Genomic DNA, 23,544 nt, shown 5'->3' on the forward strand with positions numbered 1-23,544 from the left:
TACATACTTCGATTGAGGATGTGCTATGACCCCGTCAGATGTTAAAGCCACGCTATCGTTCAGCGACAATTCGCCGAGCGTTGAAATGCCGATTTACAAGGGCACTCTCGGCCCGGACGTGATCGACATCCGCAAGCTGTACGGCCAGACCGGCAAGTTCACGTACGACCCGGGCTTCATGTCGACGGCGGCGTGCAATTCGGCGATCACCTACATCGACGGCGATAAGGGCGAACTGCTGTACCGCGGCTACGCGATCGACAACCTCGCGCAAAACGCCGACTTCCTCGAAACGTGCTATCTGCTGCTGAAGGGCGAACTGCCCAACACGGAGCAGAAGGCCGAGTTCGTGAAGACCGTCACGAATCACACGATGGTGCATGAGCAAATGCACTTCTTCTTCCGTGGTTTCCGTCGCGACGCGCACCCGATGGCCATTCTGGTTGCCGCAGTCGGCGCGCTGTCGGCGTTCTATCACGACTCGCTGGACATCAACAATCCGCGTCACCGTGAAGTGTCGGCCATTCGCATGATCGCAAAGCTGCCGACGCTGGTCGCGATGGCGTACAAGTACAGCATCGGCCAGCCGTTCGCGTATCCGCGCAACAACCTGTCGTACAGCGCGAACTTCATGCACATGATGTTCTCGAACCCGTGCGAGGAGTACGAGGTCAACGACGTGCTGGTGCGCGCGCTCGACCGTATCCTGATTCTGCACGCGGATCACGAGCAGAATGCGTCGACGTCGACCGTGCGTCTCGCCGGTTCGTCGGGCGCGAATCCGTTCGCGTGTATCGCAGCGGGCATCGCCTGCTTGTGGGGCCCGGCGCACGGCGGCGCGAACGAAGCGGCGCTGAACATGCTGGAAGAAATCGGCTCGGTCGACAACATTCCTGAGTTCATCAAGCAGGTGAAGGACAAGAACTCGGGCGTGAAGCTGATGGGCTTCGGTCACCGCGTCTACAAGAACTACGATCCGCGCGCGAAGCTGATGCGCGAAACCTGCCACGAAGTGCTGAACGAACTGGGCCTGCACGACGACCCGCTGTTCAAGCTCGCCATGGCACTGGAAAAGATCGCGCTGGAAGACGAATACTTCGTGTCGCGCAAGCTGTACCCGAACGTCGACTTCTACTCGGGCATCGTGCAGCGCGCGCTGGGCATCCCGACGTCGATGTTCACGTGTATCTTCGCGATGGCGCGTACGGTTGGCTGGATTGCGCAGTGGAACGAAATGATCGCCGATCCTGAGCAGAAGATTGGCCGTCCGCGTCAGTTGTTCATCGGCGATACGCCGCGTGAAGCGAAGCCGATCGGGCAACGCTGAGCGGGTTGAGTCTGCCTGGCCTGTAGTGGCTGGTTCGCTACGGGCTTGAGTGGGCTTCAACGCTTGAGATAGAAAACGCCCCAACGGGTACACCGTTGGGGCGTTTCCGTTTTCGACGCGTATTGCGATGGGTGTTGCGTGCGGCGAGCCGTTCGTCCTGGAAGCTCATTCGCGCCGCTGCCGCCTTCCCGACCTCTCGAGCGAAGGCGGACGCATCTGCAAATTATGCGGCGTCGCGGCTGCGTCTTCCGCGGTCCGGCCATGCGTCTCGAAGAAGCGTCGATACGCGCTCGGCGTCATGCCGCGCGCCGACAGAAACTGTCGATTGAAATTGGCCAGATTCGCAAAGCCGGCCTTTGCTGCGATCAGCGCGATGGGCCATGTCGTGTCCGTCAGTTGACGCGTGGCATAGCCGATCCGCAGACGGTTCAGATAGCGCCCGACGCTTTCGCCGAGATGCCGCACGAAGTAGCGGTGCAACGAGCGCTCGGACAGGTTCGCTACCTCGCACAGTTCGGTGATCCGCAGCGGCTCGTGAAAGCGCCGGTCGAGCAGATCGAGGACGCGGTTCAGCCGCTCGGCTTCGGACGCGCTTGCGCCCGGCGTGACGGTAACGCCTCCGACGGGGCGACGCGTTCTTGCTTCTGCTTCACCTCCCGCTCCCGCCTCGACGGAATCGGCCGGTCGGCCCGGCCCGGCAAATCGCACGGCGCTATACGTTGACGCACCGCCTCGCTTCGTTGCACTCCGATACGCCGCCGGCGACGCCAACGGCTCCGAAGCGCCTTCCGCAAGCCGCGCGAGCACGTCGAGCACAGCGCCAAGCCGCACGCGCGGCGACGGGTCCAGCAACGCCTCCATTCGTTCGCGCATCGACGCAGCGGCCTCGCTCGGAAAGCGCAGCCCCGGCGCGGCGCGCCGCAGCAGCGTGCGCAGCGACGCGAACTCCGGGCAGCAGTCCGCGATTCGCCGCGCCCAGTCGCCGCTGAACCACACGACGATCGCCACCTGAGGCGCGCTCGCGTCGATCGGCGCCGTCGACGCCCACGTATGCGGCATGTCGGGCGGCACGAGCACGAGATCGTCGCCGCTGTAGTCCGCGATGTGATCGCCGATAAAACGGCGGCCGCGGCTATTCATCGTCAGCGTGAGTTCGTATTCCGGGTGGTGGTGCCACTCGAACGGTATCTGCGCGAGCTGCCGATGGTAGACGCGGATCGAGCAGCCGTCCGGAATGGTGACGCGTTCGTATTGAGGTTTCACGATAGGCAGCCTGGCCGCACTCGGGAGCCGGAAACGGCGGCGAATGTCTGGATTGTATCGGTATGTGGCCGTAAAGCATGCTTGGCGATGGCCGAACATCCTTAATCTGCAAGAAGGCCGAAGCACACAGATCATCTCAAGGAGACAACCCATGCCGCTCGTCATCGACAATCTTCCCGAGGCTATTCGCAGCAACAAGCGCACGTTGCGCGCCGCGCTGCCGAACCACCAGCAAGTGTTCGAGCAGGTGGAAGGCGCGATCCGCCAGCAGATCGACGCAATTCACCGCGACCGCGCGCAGGGGCGCGATGCGATTCCCGTGTTCGATTATTCGTCGATTATGTCCGGCGCTGTCGATCAGGTGACGATCGCCAGCATCAAAACGCGCGGCGCATGCGTCGTGCGCGGCGTTTTCGACCGGCAGCAAGCAAGCGAATGGAACGACGAAATCGCCGAATACGTGCAGCGTAACGACCTCGACGCCAAGCTGGCGCATCGCGCGGAAGACAAGTATTTCGGCAACCTGGCGTCGAGCAAGCCGCAGATTTACGGCGTCTACTGGTCGAAGCCGCAAACGGCCGCGCGCCAGTCGCCACAGCTAACGAATACGCGCGTGTTCCTCAACCGCCTGTGGACGTCGGAAAGCGAAGGCCGGCGGCACTTTGATCCCGAGCGCGTGCCGGTGTACGCGGATCGGATTCGTCGCCGGCCGCCGGGTTCCGAGTCGCTCGGTTTGTCGCCGCATGTGGATGGCGGCTCGGTCGAGCGCTGGCTCGACACGAATTTTCAGCAGGTTTATCGGCATGTGCTGTCAGGCAACTGGCGCGCGTATGACCCGTTCGACGCCGCGTATCGGCCGGACGTGCAGGAAATTCCGTCGCCGGCGGTGTGTTCGATGTTCCGCACTTTCCAGGGCTGGACTGCGCTAACGCCGCAAGGCCCCGGCGACGGCACATTGCAATTGATCCCGATCGCCAACGCGATGGCTTACGTGATTCTGCGAGCGTTGCAGGACGACGTTCCCGACGACGAACTGTGCGGCGCTCAACCCGCCCGCGCGCTGTCGATCAAACCTGAATGGCACGGCCTGCTGCTCGAAGCAGTCACGCCGATTCCGCACATGCAGCCGGGCGACGCGGTGTTCTGGCACAGCGACGTCGTGCATTCCGTCGAGGACGCGCATCGCGGCAGCGGCTACAGCAACGTGATGTACATCGCATCGGCGCCGTGGTGCGCGAAAAACGAGGCTTACCTGAAGCGTCAGTTGCCGAGTTTTTTGCGCGGCGAAAGTCCGCCCGACTTTCCCGCCGACCACTTCGAAACGGACTTCGCCGGCCGCGCTCAGGAAAGCGATTTGACGCCGCTTGGCCGCGCGCAACTCGGCTTCGATCTTTCGCGCTAAAGCATCGGATGCCCGCCGGCGACGACTCGGTTTATTCGCTTGCAGACCAGAGCCGACTCCGGGCGGGCGCGTCGCGTCACCGCCAGGCGCTCATGCCCGGCGCCGCACGATTCCATAAATGACCAGCAGCACGATCGCCCCAATCACCGACGCCACCCAGCCTGCCGGCTGCCCCGGCTGATACCAGCCGAGCGCACGTCCGACGTAGCCCGCAATCAGCGAGCCGGCAACGCCGAGGATGATGGTCATGATGAGACCCATGCGGTCGTCGCCTGGCTTCAGCGCGCGCGCAATCAATCCGACGACCAGCCCTACGATCACTGTACCAATGAAGGAAAACATGCTGACCTCCCAAAGAGTGTGAGTACTTCAGTCTTCTTTACTACGAGCTGCCGCTTTCCCGGCGACGCTTTTCGGAGCATACGCGAGACGCGGGATAGGGCCAAAAAAGGCGCATTGGTTTGTGCATCGCGTGCGCCGTCGCAACAATCGCGCCCAGGTCCAGGCGCGACTACGACGTCCGGGAATGTCCCGCACTTGCCGTTGAGCACTGCGTTGGACTGTCGGTGATGCGGCTATCGATTGTCGGCTCGACCTGGCCGCGCGATAGGCGAATTGCGTTCGAGCCCGACGGCGTGGAAATCGTCGCGAAATCCGGAGCCGCCGCCGCAACGTCGGACGAAGCACTTAGCGCTACTGTCCCTCAGCGCGCCAACTCGTCCGTCTCGTCCGCAGCGTAGATGATCTGCGTGCCGTTATCGCCGAGCCACTTTGCGAAGTCGTCCGTCAAGCCCCCGTCGGTGACAAGGTAGTCGATTCGGTCCATCGCCCCGAACGCCGCGAACTCGCGTTTTCCGAACTTGCCCGAATCGGCGAGAAGGTAGACGGTCTTTGCCGCATCGATCATCGCCCGCTTAACGTGCAGGTCGATGAAGTCGGGGTACGAAATACCGGATTCTTTCGACACACCACCGGCAGCCAGAAACAGCTTGTCGACGAACATGCCCTGGAAAAAGGCCGACGCCTTTTCCCCTGAGACCGCAATGGTTTCCGGCTTGAATTCGCCGCCCGTCAGCATGATCCGGTTGGTAGGCTCCGCGCCGAGAATGATCGCGATATTGAGCGCATTCGTCACGATCCGCAGGTTCTGACGATCAAGAAGATTTTTCGCAAGTTCGGTCGTCGTCGCACCGCAATCCAGAATAATCGAGTCGCCGTTTTTGACGAGGCTCGCCGCCATCCGTCCGATCAGCGCTTTTTCCGGACTTGTCGGAAGGATGTTGGCCCGATCGACAAAATGCCGCTTCGGACCCGCCTCCGACGTGACCAGGCGGACGTTGCCGTGAACGCGTTCAACGCGTCCCTGCTTCTGCAGCTCATCAATGTCTTTTCGAATAGTTGGCATCGAAACGCCAAACTCGCTGGAAAGCTCGGAAAGCTTTACCAGCCTGGCGGCCTGCACTTTCTCAAAGATCTTCTCTGTTCTTGTCCGTTGGTCCATTTGCTCATCCCGCGAAGCGTCGGTGCGGCTTCACAACACCCGTCGATATTGTGCCCTAAACGGCAGCAGTATGGCCCGGCCAGGGGTTTTCCCGCTTTCCATCTATTTCTCTTTGACTTTCGAAAGAAAGTAACAGAAACTGAATCTCAAGCAAACGGGAAGTTCGGGAGTTGGGAATGGAAAACCCCTACAAGCAGTCTGGCGACGCCCTACATCGGCGGGCGCAGGAAATCCGTAAAAAAATCTGCGTGATGAATTCCGCTGCAAAGAGCGGCCACACGGGCGGCGACATGTCCGAGGCCGATGTGCTCGCGGCGCTGTACTTCCATGTGCTCCGCTACCAAGTTCAGTCGGACGGCACCGTCAAATGGCACGACGAATTCATCCTCAGCAAAGGACACGGCGTAGGCGGCCTCTATTCCTGTTTTGCCGAACTCGGCTGGCTGGCTGACGAAGAACTTCTCACGTATCTCAAGGACGGTTCGCGTCTGCCGGGACATCCGGTCAGGCAAAAGCTGCCGTCGCTGGTGACAGTCAACACGGGCGGGCTCGGACACGGCTTCCCGATCGCGGCAGGGCTCGCGATGGCTAAGCGGCGTCATGCCGCTAACACGCAAGGCTCAGTCGGCCGCGTTTTCGTTCTCACAGGCGACGGCGAACTGGAAGAGGGTTCGAACTGGGAAGCCGCAATGGCGGCGGCGCATTTCGAACTGGCCAATCTCGTGGTGATCGTCGACCGCAACCGGCTGCAACTGGCGGACTTCACCCACAACATCATGGACATGGACCCGCTCGACGAAAAATTCCGGGCCTTCGGCTTCGAAGTGCACGACGTCAACGGCAATCAGGCCGACGCCATCTGGAAACTGATCGAAAGTCTGGACTACGAAAACGGGAAGCCGAAAGTCCTCATCGCTCATACGATCAAGGGCCGCGGCGTGTCGTTCATGGAGAACGTGCCGGCATGGCATCACAAGGTCCCGGACGAAACGCAACTGAAGCAGGCATTGGAGGAACTGGACCATGCGTGAGTACGCCGATTTGCGGGACGGTGCGGTCAGCGCGCTCGGACGGTTGACGGCCGAAGGCCGCGACATTGTCGTGATGGTCGCGGACTCGACGTCCACGTCGAAGATCAGCCCGTTTCTCGAGACGTACCCCGAACGGGTCATCAATGTCGGCATCGCGGAACAGAACATGGTCGGTATGGCCGCGGGCCTGGCCCTGGGCGGCCATGTCGTCTTCACGGCCAACGCGGCGCCGTTCCTCGTGGCTCGCGCTAACGAGCAGGTGAAGAACGACGTCTGCTATAGCGCAACAAACGTGAAGATGCTGGGCCTGAACGCCGGTGTCGCCTACGGCCCGCTGGCGTCGACGCACCATGCCATCGACGACATATCCATCATGAGCGGATTCGGCAACGTGCAGATTCTTGCGCCGTGCGACGGGATCGAAGTCGTGCAGATGATCGAATACGCCGCGGCCGTCGAAGGTCCCGTATATATCCGGCTCGATAACGCGAAGTTCCCGATCGTTCACGAGGCGAGCTACCGTTTCGAGCCTGGTCGCCCGGACGTGGTGATCGAGGGCAGCCGCGTCGCGGTGATTGCGTTGGGCTCCGTGGTCGGCGAGGCGCTCGAAGCGTGCGAGTCGCTGAAGGCAGAGCATGGCATTGCGCCGACGCTCGTCAACCTCTCTTCAATCCGGCCGCTCGATGCCGATGCGCTCGCAAAAATCATTGCGGCTCATGACTCGATTGTCACCGTTGAGGAGCATTCGCTTCATGGCGGCATCGGCGCGCTTACCGCTGTGCTGATGGCGCGGCGTCAGCTCTCGAAACCGCTGACCATGCTCGGCATCACCGAAGGCGAATTCGCAAACTACGGTACGCGCAAAGGCATCCGGCGCCATTACGGAATCGACGCGGCAGGTATCGCCGACGCAATTCGCGCCCAGTGCGCGCATTGAACGTATAGCAAAGACCTCAAGGAGACACTGGAATGGCAATTCAGTACGACATGTCGCTGCGTCATGGCGTCGACTTCGACTTCCGGCTCGACGGCAAGGTCGCCGTCGTCACAGGTGGTCTGGGCGGTATCGCGATGGCGACGAACGCAGCGCTTATCGCTAAGGGTGCCCGCGTTGCGATCTTCTATCCGAGTTTCGAAGAGCCGCGCGTGCAGGCGGCGATCGAAGAACTCGGGGCCACTAACGCCCGCGCGTTTCCATGCGACGTCGCTAACGAGGCCGACGTCGAAAAGGCAATGAAGGCTGCGCTCGGCCACTTCGGCGATCTTCATCTGCTCGTCAATGCTGCCGGCTGCATCACGCTGACGGCAGCCGAAGACATCGGTGTCGACGAGTGGCAAAAGCAGATCGGCGTGAACCTCACGGGTCCGTTCCTGTGCGCGAAGCATTTCGCGCGGCATGTTCTCGCGAGCGGCCACGGAGGCAAGATCGTCAATATTGCTTCGCAGGCTGCAACCGTGGCGATCGACAAGCATTGTGCGTACACGTCGGCCAAAGCCGGGTTGATCGGTATGACGAAAGTGCTGGCGAAAGAATGGGCGTTGCGCGGAATAACAGTGAATACCGTTTCGCCGACCGTTGTACTGACGCCGATGGGCGCAGCCGCTTGGGAGGGCGAAAAGGGCGAAGCGATGAAGAAGCTAATACCCGTCGGACGCTTTGCGTACACGGATGAGATTGCCGCGGCCATTCTGTTTCTGCTCTCGAATGGAGCGGACATGATCACCGGCGCTGACATCATGATCGATGGGGGATACACCATCTGCTGATGCAGTTCGAGCGCAGCCGGTCCGAGGCTGCAACACGTTAAGAAAGAGATCAATCTGGAGACAAAAAATGCTGAAGAAGATCGCACTTGTTGCTGCCGTCGCTGCTTCGTTCGCAGCGGTTCATTCCGTCGATGCACTCGCCGCTTCGAAAGGAACCATCGCCATTCTGGTGAACGCGCTCGACAATCCGTATTACGCCGCCGAAGCCAGGGGCGCCGACACCGAGGCGAAGAAGCTTGGCTACGACACCATCGTGCTGTCGCACGGCGAGGATGTGAACAAGCAGAATGAACTGGTCAATCTGGTGATCGGCAAAGGCGTGAAGGGGATCATTCTCGACAATGCGGATTCGAACAGTAGCGTCGCCACGGTTCGCACCGCGCAGGAAAAGAAGGTGCCGGTCGTGCTGATCAACCGCGAGATCCCGAAGGATGGCATTGCCATCGCACAACTGAGCCACAACAATCTGCAGGCGGGTACCGAAGTCGCGCAGAAGTTCGTGGAAGCGATCGGCGAAAAGGGCGAATATGTGGAGCTCACCTGCAATCAGGCAGACAAGAATTGTGTGACCCGTTCGCAGGCTTTCCACCAGGTGCTTGACCAGTATCCGGACCTCAAGATGGTTGCGCGTCAGGATGCGAAGGGCGCGCTGCTGCCCGGCAAGCAGGCAATGGACTCGATCCTGCAGGAACATCCGAACATCAAGGGCGTGATCTGCGGCAACGGGCCCGTGGCCCTCGGCGCGATTGCGTCGCTCGAGTCCGCCGGCAAGAAAGACGTTGTCGTGATGGGTATCGACGGCAGTAATGACGAGCGCGATTCGCTCATGCAGGGCAAGTTGAAGGCAAGCGTCATGTTGCAGGCGCAAGGCCTTGCGATTCACGGCGTCGACCTGCTCAACAAGTACATCACGACGGGCAAGACCGGCGAACCGGAGCGCCAGCTCACGCGCGGCATCCTGATCACGAAGGACAACGCGTCGCACGTCAAAGACTTCTACTACAACAAGTAAGCGCGCCAGCTTTTCAAGTAGGCGGGTGCGGCCGGCGCTGCACCTGTTGACGTGTCGTCAGGAGAGGTTGTCATGGTTTTTTCCCCATCTGTAGCCAGGTTCGCGCTGGTGGTCGTCGCTCTCGTTTCAGTTGCCGGGTGTCACGTCGTGACGGATACCGAGCTGGCCCAGATTCGCAGTCAGGGCCAGCATCAAGGCCCGGACCCGGAAAAGATCCTGAATGAACAACTGATTCCGTATGCGGACAAGAATGCCAGGCCCGCTGCACAGGTGATCGGCGCTGCCGGTCAGAACTTCGATAACGCCTGCAAGGAGTACGGCTTTCGCCAAAGCGCGGCTTTCCCATGCAACTTCTGGATACGCGTGCAGGGCAAGGTTATCAAGGTCGACACTTCGTCGCGCGTTGGGAAGGTATTCGTCGATGTCACGCCCGCTTCGGGCGGCGAGCCCGTCCATGTCGCACTCGAGACGGGGCCGGTCGTGATCGGTACTGGCGTGCGCGACGGATTCCCCGGCGTCAAGTACAGCGACTTCGACGATCAGACGCGTTTCGCCGTATTCGGACAGGACCTGAACAAGCTGGTGGTCGCGCGAGCGCAAAAGTCGCTCAAGCCTAAAGTGGGCGACACGGTCGACGTAGCCGCGGTATTCAGCAGCTGGAGCGAACCGACGGGCGAAATCCGCGCAATTCCGGTGACCTGGAAATGAACCAACCGCACACCATGAATCCCGCCAACGTGATCGAGACGCGCGGACTGTCCAAGGTCTATCCGGGCACCGCTGCGTTGGTCGAAGTCGACTACAAGGTGCGACGCGGCAAGGTCAATGTGTTGATCGGCGAAAACGGCGCCGGCAAATCGACGCTGATGAAGCTGCTCGCCGGTGCCGAGACGCCGACATCGGGAGAGATATGGGTCGATGAAAAGATTGCCCACATCACGGACGTGCGTACCGCCGAAAAGCACGGCATCGGCATCATCTTCCAGGAATTGAACCTCTTTCCCGATATGACCGTGGCGGAGAACATCTTCGCCGGGAACGAGTTGACGAGTTCCGGCGTGATCCGCACGAAGGACGAGAACCATCAGGCGAAAGTACTGCTTAACCGTCTGCAGATTCCAATCGACCCGCGCATGCGACTCGGCGATCTCTACGTCGGGCAACAGCAACTGGTCGAAATTGCAAAGGCGCTCTCCAAGCACATCAAGGTGCTCATCATGGACGAGCCGACTTCCGCGCTCTCGAAGACGGAAGTCGAGATTCTCTTCAAGATCATTGCGCAGCTCAAGGAAGAGGGCGTCACGGTCATTTACATCTCGCATCGTCTTGAGGAAATCATGGCGATCGGGGATTGCATTACGGTATTGCGTAATGGGCGCCTCGTCGCAGAAGACGACATTGCGAATATCGACATTCCCTGGATCATCGAGGCGATGGTCGGATCGTCGAAGAAGCGTTTCGCATTCGAGCAGCATGCAATCGGCGAGGAAGTCCTGAAGGTCAAGGATCTTGCGCTGAAGCGCTCGAATGGCATCTACGCGGTTGACCATGTTTCGTTTTCCGTCAGGGCCGGAGAAGTCATTGGAATTTACGGCTTGATGGGCGCCGGCCGCACTGAACTGCTCGAGTCTTTACTCGGCGCGCAGCCGCTGGCTCTCGGCGAAATAGAACTCGCCGGCAAGGCAATCGAAGATCTGCCAATTCCGAAACGGATCGAGGCGGGCATTGCGCTCGTACCCGAAGACAGACAGAAGCAGGGGATGGTGCAGCTCATGTCGATCCTCGAAAACATGACGCTGTCCAGTCTGTCCAGATTTACTCGCCGTCTCGCGTTCGGTGCACTGCGACGCGACCGGCAGCTCTCTGCGTCCAACGATATCGTCAAGCGCCTCGCAATCAAGGCGTCGTCGGTCGATGCGCCGATCACGTCGCTGTCGGGCGGAAACATGCAGAAGGTGGTGATCGGCAAGGCATTGCTGACGTCGCCGAAAGTACTGCTGATGGACGAGCCGACGCGGGGAATCGACGTAGGTGCAAAAGAGGACGTGTACAAGACGATCAGCGTGCTCGCGCAGTCAGGCATTGCAGTCGTGTATGCGACCTCGGAACTGGACGAGGCAATGGCTGTTTCCAATCGGGTCTTCGTGATGGCCAGCGGCAAGCTGACGGCGATCATGGAACGTGCACAGTTTGACAGCGAGCGCATCGTGCGCGCGTCAACGCCCGCGACAGCCGTAGTGTGAAGCACCTTGAGGTGGAAACCATGACTACTCAGAACAGCAGCACTCCTTCGATTCAACCGGTTCACGGCAAGCACAACCGGCAATCCGCTTACATGGCTTCGCGCATGGCGGTGAACCTGCTCAAGCTGCGAATCTTCATTGCGCTCTTTGCGATCATTATCGTGTTCTCGCTTGCAACCGAGAACTTCCTGTCGACAAGCAACATGCTGATCATGGCGAAACACGTGACTATCGTCGCGATTCTGTCGATCGGCATGACGCTTGTGATTCTGACGGGCGGCATCGACCTGTCCGTGGGTTCCATTGTCGGAATAAGCGGGATGGCGGCGGGCTATCTTCTGCTCGAAGGCGTGAAGATCGGTCATCACGTCGTGTTCTTCAACCCGTGGGGCGTGACGCTGATTGCATGCGCGCTCGGCGCGATCATCGGTGCGGTGAATGGTTATCTGATAACGGCGCTCAATGTCGCACCGTTCATCGCAACCCTCGGCATGCTGTATGTCGTACGCGGCGCAGCACTGCTCGTGAATAACGGCAGCACGTTCGCCGATCTCGGAGGCAATCCGGCTCTGGGCAATACGGGCTTCGAATTCCTCGGCAACGGCACAATTCTCGGCCTTTCCATGCCCGTGTGGATTCTCGTGATTCTTGCTGCCATCACCATCTTTGTTGCGAGGCGCACGCCGCTTGGCCGGCGCATCTATGCGATCGGCGGCAACGAGCAGGCGGCGCGCTTCTCGGGAATCCGGACCAACCGCGTGAAGCTGTTCGTGTACATGTTCTCGGGATTCTGTGCGGCGATCGTCGGACTGGTCATCACTGCGCAGTTGCAGACCGCTCACCCATTGACCGGCCAGACGTTCGAGCTGAACGCGATTGCCGCGGTCGTATTGGGAGGAACTGCGTTGATGGGTGGCCGCGGTACGGTCTTCGGTTCGGTCGTCGGCGCCTGTGTGATCAGCATTCTCGGCGACGGCATGGTGATGTGCGGTATCAGCGATTTCTGGCAGATGGTGATCAAGGGCCTCGTGATCATCTTCGCTGTGGTCATCGATCAGTTGCAGCAGCGCCTGCAGAGCCGCATGGTTTCGCTCACCGCGTGAGCGTCGCGAGTTGAGCCGTCTTCTGGAAAGCAACATGCAATATGTTCTGGCAATCGATCAGGGCACGAGCGGTACAAAAGCACTCGTGTTCGATGCGGAAGGGCAGGTGCACGCTCGCGGTTTCGTGGCCGTACCGTGTACGCATCCTCGCAACGGATTCGTCGAGCAGGACCCGCAGCTGATTTATGAGTCGGTACTGCAAGCGGTCTCCATTTGCCTCGGTGAATTCAAAGGCGACCGGAAAGAGATAGCAGGTGTCGGCATCTCGAATCAGCGTGAGACGGTCGTGCTGTGGGATGACGAAGGTCGCCCGATCGTTCCGGCAGTGTCGTGGCAGTGCCAACGTTCTCTCGCGATATGCGAGCGTCTGAAGCAGGAAGGCAGGGCACAGGTCATTGCAGAGAAGACGGGACTATTGATCGACCCGTACTTTTCGGGAACGAAGCTCATCTGGCTTAACGAAAACGATGAGCGGGTGCGCGCGCATATCGCCGCCGGCACCGCTCGCTTCGGCACGGTCGATAGCTGGCTTCTGTACCGTTTGACAAACGGCGACGTGTATCGCACCGATTACACGAACGCGTCGCGAACCATGCTGTTCAATCTTGCAGGACTTGAATGGGATCGCGAACTGCTCGCCGATTTCGGTTTGCAGAAACTGCGGCTGCCTGAACTGCGCCCGTCGGCATCCGATTTCGGCGCGAGCGATTTCAACGGCATTTTCGATCGACCCATCCCAATCGTATCGATGATCGGCGATTCCCATGCGGCGGCTGTTGGCGAAGGCTGCCTCAGTCCCGGCTTTGCCAAGGCAACAATGGGGACGGGCTCCTCGATCATGATGAACGTGGGTGGCAAGCCGTTGCCAGCGGACCACGGTCTCGTGTCGACGCTTTGCTTTGCCACCGAACAGCGGGTGGATTACGCGCTGGAAGGCATCGTCATCAGTGCGGGGTCAACGCCTTCGTTCCTCAAGGAAAAACTGCGCATCGTAAAGGATTTCGCGGAAGCGGAAGAGGCGTTCACGGAATATGACAACGGCGGCGTGTTTCTTATTCCGGCTTTTTCGGGAATCGGTTGCCCGCACTGGAAATATCCAGGCGGCGCGCAAATCGTCGGGCTGAATTTCTCGACGTCCTGGCAAAACGTCGTGCGCGCAGCTTATGAATCGATCGTCTATCAGATCAGGGACGTGATCGCAGTCATGGAGCGCGCTGCCGACGTCCCGTTGCGCGAACTCTTTCTCGACGGAGGACTGGTTCAACGGCCATTCCTTCTTCAATACCTTGCGGACACATTGAACCGGCCGGTGAGCACGCTGACGCTGAGCGAGATATCGGCTGCGGGCGCAGCAGCGCTTGCCGCGTTGAAGCTCGGGTTAATCAACTCACTCGACGCCTATCGCGAGACTCGCGTGGTGGCACGACGCGTTGAACCAGGGCCAGGCGTCGAAGCGGCTGCAAGAAATCACGAGCAATGGTTGCAATGGATACGACGGCTTTAAGCTCCGTCGATTAGTGGAGATCGGCATATGGCATTCCAGCAGCGTTTCGAAAACAAGGTGGTGGTTGTCACTGGCGGCAGCCGGGGTATCGGATTGGGCATTGCCAGGCGCTTTGCGCAGGAGGGCGCGAAAGTGTGCGTGTCGGCGAATGAAAAAGCCGTGCACGACGCTGCCGCGCAGCTACGCGATTCCGGCTTCGAGGCCATCGCCGTGCAAACCGATGTCACGAGCAAGGAACAGGTTGTCGCGCTCTACGAGGAAGTGGCGGCCACGCTAGGTGAGGTTGATGTTTCAGTCCAGAACGCGGGCGTCATTACGATCGCGAAGCTGGAAGATCTGACTGAGAAGGAATGGGACAACGTACTTGCGGTGAACACCAAAGGCGTTTTTCTGTGTTGCCAGGAAGCGGCGAGACGGATGCTGCGTGCCGGGAAAGCGGGCCGTCTGATCAATACGGCATCGGGACAGGCCAGACAAGGTTTCGTCTATACCCCGCACTATGCAGCCAGCAAGTTTGGCGTTCTGGGCATCACGCAGAGCCTCGCGAAAGAACTGGCGCCAACGGGCATCACAGTGAACGCGTTCTGCCCCGGCATCATCGCGACTGACATGTGGTCGTATAACGACGAAGCGTGGGGCAAGCTGCTTGGCAACTACAAGCCTGGCGAACTCATGGCCGAGTGGGTCGAGAACATTCCCATGAAGCGTGCAGGTAGCGACAAGGATGTAGCAGGTCTGGTCGCGTTCCTGGCGTCCGATGACGCGTCGTACATCACGGGGCAGACCGTGAACGTCGATGGCGGAATGTTCATGTCCTGAGGCCGCGTTCGCAGGTCGCGAGACACGTTGCCTCGCGACTTTCTATCGGAATCGGTCCGCGAGTCTCAAGCAGTCTGCAATAGCGAAAGCTTATTCACTGTCTCGCCGCAGGCGCGCGCCACTTCTGCGCCCTTCACGACGAAGTGCTCAGTGAAGAACTTCACATGCTCTTCCCCGTGGTGGAAGTGGTGCGGCGTCAGCACGGCAGAGAACACAGGAACACCTGTTTCGAGTTGAACCTGCATCAAGCCTGAAATGACTGCTTGAGCGACGAATTCATGGCGATAGATGCCCCCGTCGACAACAAGTCCGGCCGCAACGATGCCAGCGTATCGACCGCTCAGTGCCAGCCGTTTCGCGTGCAGCGGGATTTCGAACGCGCCGGGTACTTCATAAAGATCGATGTCGCCGCTCGCATAACCAAAGTCCTCGATGACCTTAAGGAAAGAGGTTTTGCATTGGTCGACGATGTCGCGGTGCCAGCACGCCTGGACAAAAGCGATGCGACCGCGGTTGCTGCCGGAAACGAATGCTGCTTGTGCTTCGATCGAGTGAGATGTGTTCATGGAGTTCAGCCTGTTTTGTGTGAACAGGGCGAAGAACAGCCGTCTCCCGCCAGTGCGGGCATTGTGGCTGTTCTGTTCTCTTTCATCCGGACTATACCGTCGGCCCCGGAATCCAACCGGGTCTGCTGACCTCTGTTATCGCAGCAATATCGAAACAGAGCGCTCGCGGGCTACGTCTGCAAAAGACGATTACCGCCGGTGGGGAATCGCACCCCGCCCCGAGAACGTGTTCTTGAAGAACGGTGCGTAAATTACCACGTATCCGGCAAATCTGCTGCGCCACCCGCACCACATTTCACTGCGTGCCTGCCTGAAATTGTTGCCCTCCAGGCAACATGGTGTACGCATTCGCGATGCTACTGGCGCTCGTCCTCGCTGACTACTATCTGTCACACGCTCCTTCGAAATGCAGGCAATACGGAGCGCGTGACACTCGTAGTCGTGCTCGTGAACCGCGTCGCGCGGTGCAGTGCGGCTCACCCCACTTAATCAATTGGACTATTGAACATGAGCGAAACAACTCGCAATGTGCGGCCGGTTATCGCCAACGTCGGCAAAGAAGGGTCAGGCGAACTCGTGTCTTCCCGCTACGGCGTGCGCGTGGGCGACGTTGACGTCGTGCTGATCAGCGATGGCGTTCTGCCGCTGCCCACCTCCACCATGTCGACTAACGTGAGCGAAGCTGACCGCAACGAATGGTTCGATGGTCGTTTCCTGCAGCGCGATATGTTCGACTGGGCGCTAAATATTGCGCTCGTGCGCAGCGGCGACCGCCTGATTCTGATCGACTCGGGCGTGGGCGATGGTTTCGAATACTTCACGCGCGCCGGCCGCTCGGTAATGCGCCTGGAGTCGGCGGGTATCGACCTGTCTGCGATTACCGATATCGTGATCACGCACATGCACATGGACCACGTCGGCGGCCTGAACGTTGCCGGCGTCAGGGCCAAGCTGCGCCCGGACGTGCGCATTCACGTGTCGGCGAAGGAAGTAGAGTTCTGGAAAAATCCGGACTTCAGCAGGACGGTGATGCCGGAAACTGTTCCTCCGGCGCTACGCAAGGCTGCTGCGACGTTCGCGGAACTCTACCGCGAAAACATCGTGCAGTTCGATCAGACCGTGGAAGTTGCCAAGGGCGTGTCGGCGCGCGTGACGGGTGGACACACGCCGGGGCATTGCGTCGTGGACGTCGCATCGAACGGCGAAAAACTGACGTTCGTGGGCGACGCGATTTTCGAGGTCAACTTCGACCATCCCGACTGGCAAAACGGCTTCGAGCACGATCCTGAATTGGCTGCGGATGTGCGTATCGCGCTACTCAACGAAGCCGCGGAAACCGGCGCTTTGCTGGCCGCAGCGCACGTCGCGTTCCCATCCATCGGTCACGTTGCGAAGACGGACAACGGCTTCCATTTCGTGCCGGTGGTGTGGGACTACTGATCGGTGCCCGACGATCAACCATCGCCGTATAGATTGCACTGACGTTTGTCAGAAAACCGCCACGAGCGCACAAGGCTCACGGCGGTTTTTTGCAAACGGTCACTTGCCCTGGTGTGACCGCGGCAGATCAATGCGGTGCCGTTGATACCGGTTGCACGCATCTTTCATCCTTCAACGGAGCGCATCATGAGAGTGAAGAGTTTGTTGCCCGCAATTTTATGCACGTCGATGGCGCTGGCGGTCATCCCCGCGATAGCCGGCGCCGAGCCGTTCACGATCAGGGTCGATGACCTGCGTGACGGGCACTTTTCGAACGAGCAGGTGTACGGAGGCTTTGGCTGTCACGGTAACAACGTTTCGCCGCGCATTTCATGGGCTCACGTTCCGCGCGGCACGAAGAGCATTGTCGTGACCATCTTCGACCCTGATGCGCCGACTGGCGGGCTCGGCTGGACGCATTGGGAGATCGCCAATATTCCACCTTCCGAGTCGTCGCTCGAAAAAGGCGCTTCCGGCAATCCGAAGCTCTTGCCGGCAGGCGCCATTGAGACGTTGACGGACTTCGGCGAATCCAGATACGGCGGACCGTGTCCGCCTAAAGGGGAATCGCATCGATATGTCGTGACGGCGTCTGCTCTCGACGTGGCGCAAATCGATGTCGCCCCGGCGGCGAGTCCCGCAGTCGTCGCCTATCAGATGCATGGGAAAGTCATTGCTCAGGCGAAGTATGTCGCGAGATATCATCGCGCGTCGACTAACGATTAACGACTGACGGGTGCAAGAACCAGGATATCGGCAACCGTTCCTGGCAGCTCGGCTGCCGGTGGAACGGTTGCCGTATTTCAAATACAAATCCTCTGCACGCCGTTCAATTGCACGATGCTCCGCTTATCGAGCGCAGGCTGATTGAGTTGTTCTCGTGCATAGATTCTTTCCGAAGCCGCGAGCCGATAGCGAGGCAAGTCGTCCGGTCCGGGCTGGATATGCAGCATGTGCTTTGCAACCAGACCTTCAACTACGTCTATCGCATTCGAAAGATCGCCCGTTCCATTCGTTCCGTTCGCCACCGCCGCGAGAACGGCATCGAGCGTTGCCGGCTGTTCAAACGACGACAACCGGCGGAAAGCGCACCTCTCCTCGTCCGACAGCAGCGCGTAACTCCATCCAATCGATGCGGCGAGACTCCGATGCCTCGCAGGCGCATTGCGGCATCCCTGCCATTGAAGACGTGAGCGGGTTCCGAGCAGCGTCATGGTGCCGGCCAGTCCAAACGTCGCGACGCGCGCCGCAGCAAGTTCGATTGCAAGCGCAACGCCTTCCAGTTCGCGGCACATCTCCGAAATGGCTGCATAGCTCTTGCTGGTCTGCGGGAATCTCGCGCCCGCTTCCAGAGCGCGTTGAATGAATACCTGCACGGCGGGATAAGTATGCGCATGTTCGATCGAAATCACCTCAGGTCCCGGCGGGACTTCGAGCGCAGGCAGGCGGCAGACGTGTTCGTATTTCACTCGTAGCGCCTCGCGACTTGTCAGCACGAAATAGGTCGCGGATGAGACCGCGAGGATTTGCGTTGTGAGCGACGTCACCTCGTCGATGACATGCTCGCAGTTATCCAGAATGATCAGCGCGCGCCGGGTGCAAAGATAATTGGCGATGCATGCGACGGGTATGTGGTGAAGATCGCCTAACCCAAGCAGACGAGCGAGCGTGAGCGCTACCGTATCGCCATGAGTAACTTCGCTCAAATCGGCGACGTGGATCTCCGAAGGAAACACTCCGGACAGTCTCTTCGCGAGAGCAATGGCGACTGTCGTTTTGCCGATGCCTCCCGGTCCCACAATAGATATGAGCCGATGTCTGCTCAAGTCGGACGCAAGCGTTCGCAAGACCTCGTCGCGACCTTGTGGGCACGCGGATCCTGGTGCGAAGTCGCCGGAATGTACTCGGGGACAAGGTTCAGCAAACCGGGAGCTGGATTCGACAACGATCCGTTCACGCGTAAGCTGACCAACAAAGCAGTAGCCGATGCCCTGAACGTTTTTAATGTAGCGCACACCGTCTTCGCCGTCGCCTAGTGCTTTGCGTAATCCAGCAATGTTCACGCGCAGGTTGCTTTCGTCCACGACGATATTCCGCCACGCATGCGACATCAACATGCGCCGCTCCACGACCTGTCCGGCGTTCTGAATAAGCGCAATAAGAATATCCAGCGCGCGGCTGCCTATTTGCACGAATGAACCTGACCGTTCGAGACGCCTCTCCGCCGGAAACAGTGTGAACGGACCAAACGATATGGCCTCGCCGTAGTCCTGCCGGTCGGTATTTGTCATCACGCCGGAACGCAAAAAATCTTCCTTGGCATTCATCTTCTCAGCAGACTCCGGATTGCGCGATTCAGGTGCATTGGAATAGACCCATCACCCCGGTCTCTCCGCGGCGAAACATTGCGTCACAAGCAATCCTAGTTGCGCCGCCCAGAACATGGAAGACGCCGGCGGGATATCACAGTGTTGCCGCCAGGACAACATCGGACCATCGAATGATTAGCGTACTAGCCCATTCACCGGACCTCATCTGCAGAAGCTGTTGATTGGGCATAGAGTGCCAGCGAGACCTGGTTTCGAACGAGGTTTGCGCCTCCGCGTGTGATCTGCTGGTGAAGCGAGAAGATAAGAGAAGAGAAGAGTTGATGCGGCGAGAAGCGAGAAACAACATCCAACTGTGAGACATGCCATGACAAAGATATCGGTTCCCATTATTTGCCTCGAATGCAACCCGGACGGAAGCTCCGTAGGGAATTCCGTTCTTTCTTCTGTTTTGCTGGATCTTCGACCCGACGGCGACGGAAGGTATAGATCCGAGTGCTCGCGCGGTCATCAGCAGATCGTGGCATTGCGGCAGCAGAAGTTCGAGATTCTTTTTGAACTCGCCGCTTACGCGATACGCGATGGACACTATCGACAATCGGTATCGTCCTGCACCGCGAGTCTCGAAGCCTTTCACGAATTCTTTCTGCGCGCGATGGCGTACGAGAACGGAATAAAGAAAGAGCGTTTCGATGCCGCGTGGAAGCTGCTGGGCATTAGCCCGCAGAATCGCCAGGAAGCCTACTTGCTGAACTACCGGAACTTCTGCGCGCGGCGTCCCGTTCTACTCAGCCACCAACAGAACGACTGGAAAGACTCGGTCATGCAGAAAGGAAAAATGCCGACGCGCGAAGAATGCGTGAAGTTTGGCCAGGCCGTATTGCATGTATTGCAGACGGCGGTGGGAGACACGAGGGTTGCCTTTCCCAATGGCGTAAAGCAGGCAATGCAGGAACACGCGGCTGCGGCTGAACAACACGCGTCCAGATCAGAAGCGCCGTGGAGCATTCGCACCATCGTGAATCTTGCCAAGGAGGATGGCGAACATCCCCATGCGACGCTCGAAGCCGAGCTCGCCAGAATGAATTGACGACATTGAAGTCGTCGATTGTTGTCCCCGAGACAACACGGTGATCTCCTTTGCGTGCCTACTGCCATTCGAACACCAAGTCTACGATTTGTCGTGACGGCGGGCGGCAGATGAGTCGGCCGCCGCGATCATTAGCGATCGTCGCGCAGCGCAGCAGGGCTCGGTTTGTCGTGAGTTCCGGTGCACATCGTCAACTTGGCAATTTAAAAACTTAGGGCAAGAATCATGTCGCAGAAGATCTTGATTGTGGGTGCCGGCTTCGCCGGAGTGTGGGGCGCGCTTGGCGCGGCTCGCGTGCGCGACCGTGCCGGCGCAACGGCTGGCGACATCGACATTACGCTTATCTCGCCGAAACCCGAGTTGGAGATCCGGCCACGGATGTACGAAAGCGAGCCGCATCTGATGTCCGCGCCGCTTTTGCCTCTCCTTGACGCCGTCGGTGTGAACTACGTCGAGGGCAGTGTCGACGAAATCGCTGTCCGCGAGAAGACCGTGCGTGTGATAGCCGCGAGCGGCGCAACCCGCACGCTCGGTTACGACCGGTTGCTGCTCACGAGCGGCAGCAAGTTAAGCCGGCCGTCGATTCCAGGGCTCGCCGAGTATGCATTCTCGGTCGATTGCATGGAGGATGCATCGGCACTTGAAGAGCATCTGAAGGAACTCGCGAAGCTGCCCCATTCAAGCGCTCGAAATACCGTTGCCGTGGTGGGATGCGGCTTTACCGGCATCGAGATCGCAACCGAATTGCCTAAACGAATGCGCGCGCTATTCGGCCCGGATGCGGCGATCAAAGTGATCGTCGTCGGTTCGCAGGCCGACATCGGTCCCGATCTCGGACCTAACCCGCGGCCTTTCGTCGCCGAGGCATTCGCTTCGCTGGGCATCGAAGCGGTATTGGGCTCGAGTGTCGTATCGGTCGACGCGAGTGGCGTCCGAACCGCCTCGGGCACGCATATCGAAGCGCACACGGTGGTGTGGGCGGGCGGCATGCGAGCGAGCACGCTTGCAGCGCAGGTTTCGTCGCGACTCGACCCGCTTGGCCGTGTCGAAGTCGCACCTGATCTTCGTGTGGAAGAAGCGCCCGGCGTGTTCGTCGCAGGCGATGTGGCGCGAGTGCGTAGCGACGATCAAGGGCACTACGCGTTGATGTCCTGTCAGCACGCAATGGTGATGGGCAAATTCGGCGGTCACAATGTCGCGGCCGATCTGATCGGCGAATCGACGCTTGCGTATACCCAGCCGTTTTATGCGACTTGTCTCGATCTCGGCGAGTGGGGCGCGGTCTATTCAGAAGGCTGGGACCGCCAGATCAAGCTGACGCATGCAGAAGGAAAAGCACGCAAGCAGATGATCAATACGCAGTGGATCTACCCACCGGCGCCGAATCGCGCCGATGCGTTCGCGGCAGGCGACCCGCTGGCGTCATTTGGCTAATGCGTTAGTACGTTAGTGCGTTCGGGCATCGCGGTTAGTCGTTCACAATGGCTCCGGGCGGGGGCGGCATGAGTACTCGTCAGGCGCGTTTTTCCCGTCGGAGCGTCCGTGAGCGATTCGCTGGTGTTCGGTTATGTCGTCGTTCTGATCGACGTGGCACTGTGGCGTTTCAAAGTGCCGAAGCAAGACGTTTCGCGTCTATTGCTTCGGCTCGCGATCTTTGCCGTGTTCACGGCGAGCATTTTCACCGCGGGCCTCAGCCCCTTCCGACAGGCTACGCATCTTGAAGCGTCGCTGCTTCACGAAGCGGCGCAGGCCCTGAAGATATTCTGGTGGCTGACCGGTGCCCGCCTGTTCACGCTTGCTCTCGACGCCCTTCTGCTGCCGCAGACCTGGCGCAAGCAGAGACTGTTTCAGGACGTATTCGGCGCCGTGGTGTTTCTTGCCGCGGCAGTAGCCGCGACGGGATTCGTTCTGGAAATACCCGTTCGCGGCCTGATTGCGACGTCGGGCACATTGGCCGTTATTCTTGGTTTGGCTATTCAAAGTACTTTGCACGATGTCTTTGCGGGCATCGTACTGAATTCCACGGAACCGTACCGCGTGGGTGACTGGATCTCGATTGACGGCGCCGAAGGCAAGGTGATCGAGATGAACTGGAGAGCAACGCATCTTCTCAATTCGCACGGCAATGTAACCATCGTTCCCAATGCCGCGGCGGCAAAGGCAAATATCACCAATACGAACCGGCCGCACGCTTTGCATGGCGTGACGGTGTCTCTGGAAATTTCGCCCGACGAGCGGCCTGCAACGGTGATTGCAGCGCTTGAATGCGCACTGGCTGCGGCGCGTTCCATTCTGCCGACACCGGCTCCCTTCGTGCAGGCGAGAAAATCGACGATACATTCCATTCAGTACGAAGCAACGGCTTTCGTGGATGACACCGCGAAAAAGACGCCATTGACGAACGAACTGTACGACCTCTGCTATCGACACCTCACCGCCGCGGGAGTCGCTTTGCGGCCACCAGGCGTGCCATCTGTCACGGCCATTGTGGCAAACGCCGAGGAGCGCCTGCTTAGACGCATCGAACTGTTCGCCGCCATCAGCGACGACGAGTTGAAGATGCTTTCCAGTTGCATGGTGCGGCATGAATACGACGCGGGGCAGGTGATCTTCACGCCGGAAGTGGTGCCCGACAGTCTCGCAATCGTCGACTCGGGCGTGCTCAGTGTTTCAACGGAGCAATCTACCGGGGCGGTCGAAGTGGTGCGTCTCGGGCCCGGCGATACGATGGGCGAGACCGGACTACTCGCGGGTTTGCCGGTTCAGGTGAAGATCGTGACGCTCACCCGGAGTGTCATTTACAGATTGAGTAAAGACGCTGTGACGCCTCTATTGAGGGATAGTCAGGAAGTGACTCATCGAATGTGCCGGCTGCTTTCCCAACGGCAAGACATGTTGCACAAGATGGCGATGAAGAACGCCGCTCATGCAGACGATGAGCACGCCAGCTTCCATTGGCTTCTGGATAAGATTCATCGGCTGCATGCGTTGAAGTTCTGATTGTTAAGCGTCGTTAAAGGAAACGGCTATTTTTAGTTGGGTGTACGTAGAAAGATAAACGGAGTTTTGCAGCGCTTAACTGGGCCGATAAACGCGTCGTGGTTACTCTG

General features: G+C 59.3%; 21 protein-coding genes and 1 riboswitch. Of the genes, 16 read left to right on the top strand and 5 right to left on the bottom strand.

Features of this window, described 5'->3' with window-relative positions; all coding sequences use genetic code 11:
* Nucleotides 1–25: 25 nt before the first annotated feature.
* A complete protein-coding gene (gene gltA, locus CUJ91_RS30630) occupies nt 26–1,327 on the top strand; it encodes a citrate synthase (RefSeq protein WP_006047562.1) in 1,302 nt (433 codons plus the stop codon).
* A 165-nt stretch (nt 1,328–1,492) separates the two neighbouring features.
* On the opposite strand, the gene CUJ91_RS30635 is transcribed toward gltA, so the two are convergent.
* Nucleotides 1,493–2,590, bottom strand: a complete 1,098-nt coding sequence (locus CUJ91_RS30635) for an AraC family transcriptional regulator (protein ID WP_114157908.1) — start codon at nt 2,588–2,590, stop codon at nt 1,493–1,495.
* A 151-nt stretch (nt 2,591–2,741) separates the two neighbouring features.
* Between CUJ91_RS30635 and CUJ91_RS30640 the strand changes: the two genes are divergently transcribed.
* On the top strand, nt 2,742–3,992 hold the full coding sequence (locus CUJ91_RS30640) for a DUF1479 domain-containing protein (protein WP_114157909.1): 1,251 nt from the start codon (nt 2,742–2,744) through the stop codon (nt 3,990–3,992).
* 90 nt (nt 3,993–4,082) lie between these two features.
* Here the strand turns inward: CUJ91_RS30640 and CUJ91_RS30645 are convergent, their stop codons facing one another.
* Both CUJ91_RS30645 and CUJ91_RS30650 read right to left on the bottom strand, forming a co-directional pair.
* Nucleotides 4,083–4,334 (bottom strand): GlsB/YeaQ/YmgE family stress response membrane protein, encoded by a 252-nt coding sequence (locus CUJ91_RS30645; protein WP_006047565.1) that lies wholly within the window; start codon nt 4,332–4,334, stop codon nt 4,083–4,085.
* A 361-nt stretch (nt 4,335–4,695) separates the two neighbouring features.
* Nucleotides 4,696–5,493 (bottom strand): DeoR/GlpR family DNA-binding transcription regulator, encoded by a 798-nt coding sequence (locus CUJ91_RS30650; protein WP_114157910.1) that lies wholly within the window; start codon nt 5,491–5,493, stop codon nt 4,696–4,698.
* A gap of 176 nt (nt 5,494–5,669) precedes the next feature.
* On the opposite strand from CUJ91_RS30650, the gene CUJ91_RS30655 reads away from it, so the two are divergent.
* The 9 genes from CUJ91_RS30655 to CUJ91_RS30695 all read left to right on the top strand — a co-directional run bounded on the left by CUJ91_RS30655 (nt 5,670) and on the right by CUJ91_RS30695 (nt 14,972).
* Nucleotides 5,670–6,524 carry a transketolase gene (locus CUJ91_RS30655; protein WP_114157911.1) on the top strand — a complete coding sequence of 285 codons (855 nt, stop codon included), beginning with the start codon at nt 5,670–5,672 and terminating at the stop codon, nt 6,522–6,524.
* Complete coding sequence (locus CUJ91_RS30660; RefSeq protein ID WP_029971834.1) at nt 6,517–7,461, top strand: transketolase family protein; 945 nt, start codon at nt 6,517–6,519, stop codon at nt 7,459–7,461. Before CUJ91_RS30655 ends, CUJ91_RS30660 begins: the two co-directional genes overlap by 8 nt.
* A 32-nt stretch (nt 7,462–7,493) precedes the next feature.
* Nucleotides 7,494–8,291, top strand: coding sequence for a GolD/DthD family dehydrogenase (locus CUJ91_RS30665; RefSeq protein WP_029971835.1), 798 nt, complete (start codon nt 7,494–7,496; stop codon nt 8,289–8,291).
* Between the two features lie 67 nt (nt 8,292–8,358).
* Entirely contained in the window at nt 8,359–9,303 is a 945-nt protein-coding gene (locus CUJ91_RS30670; RefSeq protein ID WP_006047570.1) for a D-ribose ABC transporter substrate-binding protein, read from the top strand.
* 72 nt (nt 9,304–9,375) lie between these two features.
* The gene (locus tag CUJ91_RS30675) at nt 9,376–10,011 is read left to right on the top strand and encodes a DUF2291 family protein (protein ID WP_082367132.1); all 636 of its coding nucleotides are present in this window, start codon (nt 9,376–9,378) and stop codon (nt 10,009–10,011) included.
* Entirely contained in the window at nt 10,008–11,546 is a 1,539-nt protein-coding gene (locus CUJ91_RS30680) for a sugar ABC transporter ATP-binding protein (RefSeq protein ID WP_082367130.1), read from the top strand. Before CUJ91_RS30675 ends, CUJ91_RS30680 begins: the two co-directional genes overlap by 4 nt.
* 20 nt (nt 11,547–11,566) lie before the next feature.
* Complete coding sequence (locus tag CUJ91_RS30685; RefSeq protein WP_107710438.1) at nt 11,567–12,649, top strand: ABC transporter permease; 1,083 nt, start codon at nt 11,567–11,569, stop codon at nt 12,647–12,649.
* A 34-nt stretch (nt 12,650–12,683) separates the two neighbouring features.
* Complete coding sequence (locus tag CUJ91_RS30690) at nt 12,684–14,153, top strand: FGGY-family carbohydrate kinase (RefSeq protein WP_114157912.1); 1,470 nt, start codon at nt 12,684–12,686, stop codon at nt 14,151–14,153.
* 27 nt (nt 14,154–14,180) lie between these two features.
* Nucleotides 14,181–14,972 carry a glucose 1-dehydrogenase gene (locus CUJ91_RS30695; protein WP_107710440.1) on the top strand — a complete coding sequence of 264 codons (792 nt, stop codon included), beginning with the start codon at nt 14,181–14,183 and terminating at the stop codon, nt 14,970–14,972.
* A gap of 65 nt (nt 14,973–15,037) precedes the next feature.
* On the opposite strand, the gene CUJ91_RS30700 is transcribed toward CUJ91_RS30695, so the two are convergent.
* Nucleotides 15,038–15,538 (bottom strand): 6,7-dimethyl-8-ribityllumazine synthase, encoded by a 501-nt coding sequence (locus CUJ91_RS30700; RefSeq protein WP_107710441.1) that lies wholly within the window; start codon nt 15,536–15,538, stop codon nt 15,038–15,040.
* 70 nt (nt 15,539–15,608) lie between these two features.
* A riboswitch (FMN riboswitch) is annotated at nt 15,609–15,768 on the bottom strand.
* Nucleotides 15,769–16,045: 277 nt separating this feature from the next.
* On the opposite strand from CUJ91_RS30700, the gene CUJ91_RS30705 reads away from it, so the two are divergent.
* Nucleotides 16,046–16,978 (top strand): MBL fold metallo-hydrolase, encoded by a 933-nt coding sequence (locus CUJ91_RS30705; RefSeq protein ID WP_114157913.1) that lies wholly within the window; start codon nt 16,046–16,048, stop codon nt 16,976–16,978.
* A 186-nt stretch (nt 16,979–17,164) separates the two neighbouring features.
* A complete protein-coding gene (locus CUJ91_RS30710) occupies nt 17,165–17,743 on the top strand; it encodes a YbhB/YbcL family Raf kinase inhibitor-like protein (RefSeq protein ID WP_006047578.1) in 579 nt (192 codons plus the stop codon).
* Between the two features lie 77 nt (nt 17,744–17,820).
* Here the strand turns inward: CUJ91_RS30710 and CUJ91_RS30715 are convergent, their stop codons facing one another.
* Nucleotides 17,821–19,344 (bottom strand): ATP-binding protein, encoded by a 1,524-nt coding sequence (locus tag CUJ91_RS30715; protein WP_107710442.1) that lies wholly within the window; start codon nt 19,342–19,344, stop codon nt 17,821–17,823.
* 367 nt (nt 19,345–19,711) lie between these two features.
* Here CUJ91_RS30715 and CUJ91_RS30720 point away from each other — a divergent pair, with 367 nt between their 5' ends.
* From CUJ91_RS30720 to CUJ91_RS30730, 3 genes are all read left to right on the top strand, one after another.
* Nucleotides 19,712–20,434: a hypothetical protein gene (locus CUJ91_RS30720; RefSeq protein WP_107710443.1), complete on the top strand. Its 723-nt coding sequence runs from the start codon at nt 19,712–19,714 to the stop codon at nt 20,432–20,434.
* Between the two features lie 225 nt (nt 20,435–20,659).
* Nucleotides 20,660–21,868, top strand: a complete 1,209-nt coding sequence (locus CUJ91_RS30725; RefSeq protein WP_114157914.1) for an NAD(P)/FAD-dependent oxidoreductase — start codon at nt 20,660–20,662, stop codon at nt 21,866–21,868.
* A gap of 108 nt (nt 21,869–21,976) precedes the next feature.
* A complete protein-coding gene (locus CUJ91_RS30730) occupies nt 21,977–23,434 on the top strand; it encodes a mechanosensitive ion channel domain-containing protein (RefSeq protein WP_114157915.1) in 1,458 nt (485 codons plus the stop codon).
* Nucleotides 23,435–23,544: the final 110 nt, after the last annotated feature.

The sequence above is a fragment of the Paraburkholderia graminis genome (assembly GCF_003330785.1).
GTDB classification, from domain to species: Bacteria; Pseudomonadota; Gammaproteobacteria; order Burkholderiales; family Burkholderiaceae; genus Paraburkholderia; species Paraburkholderia graminis.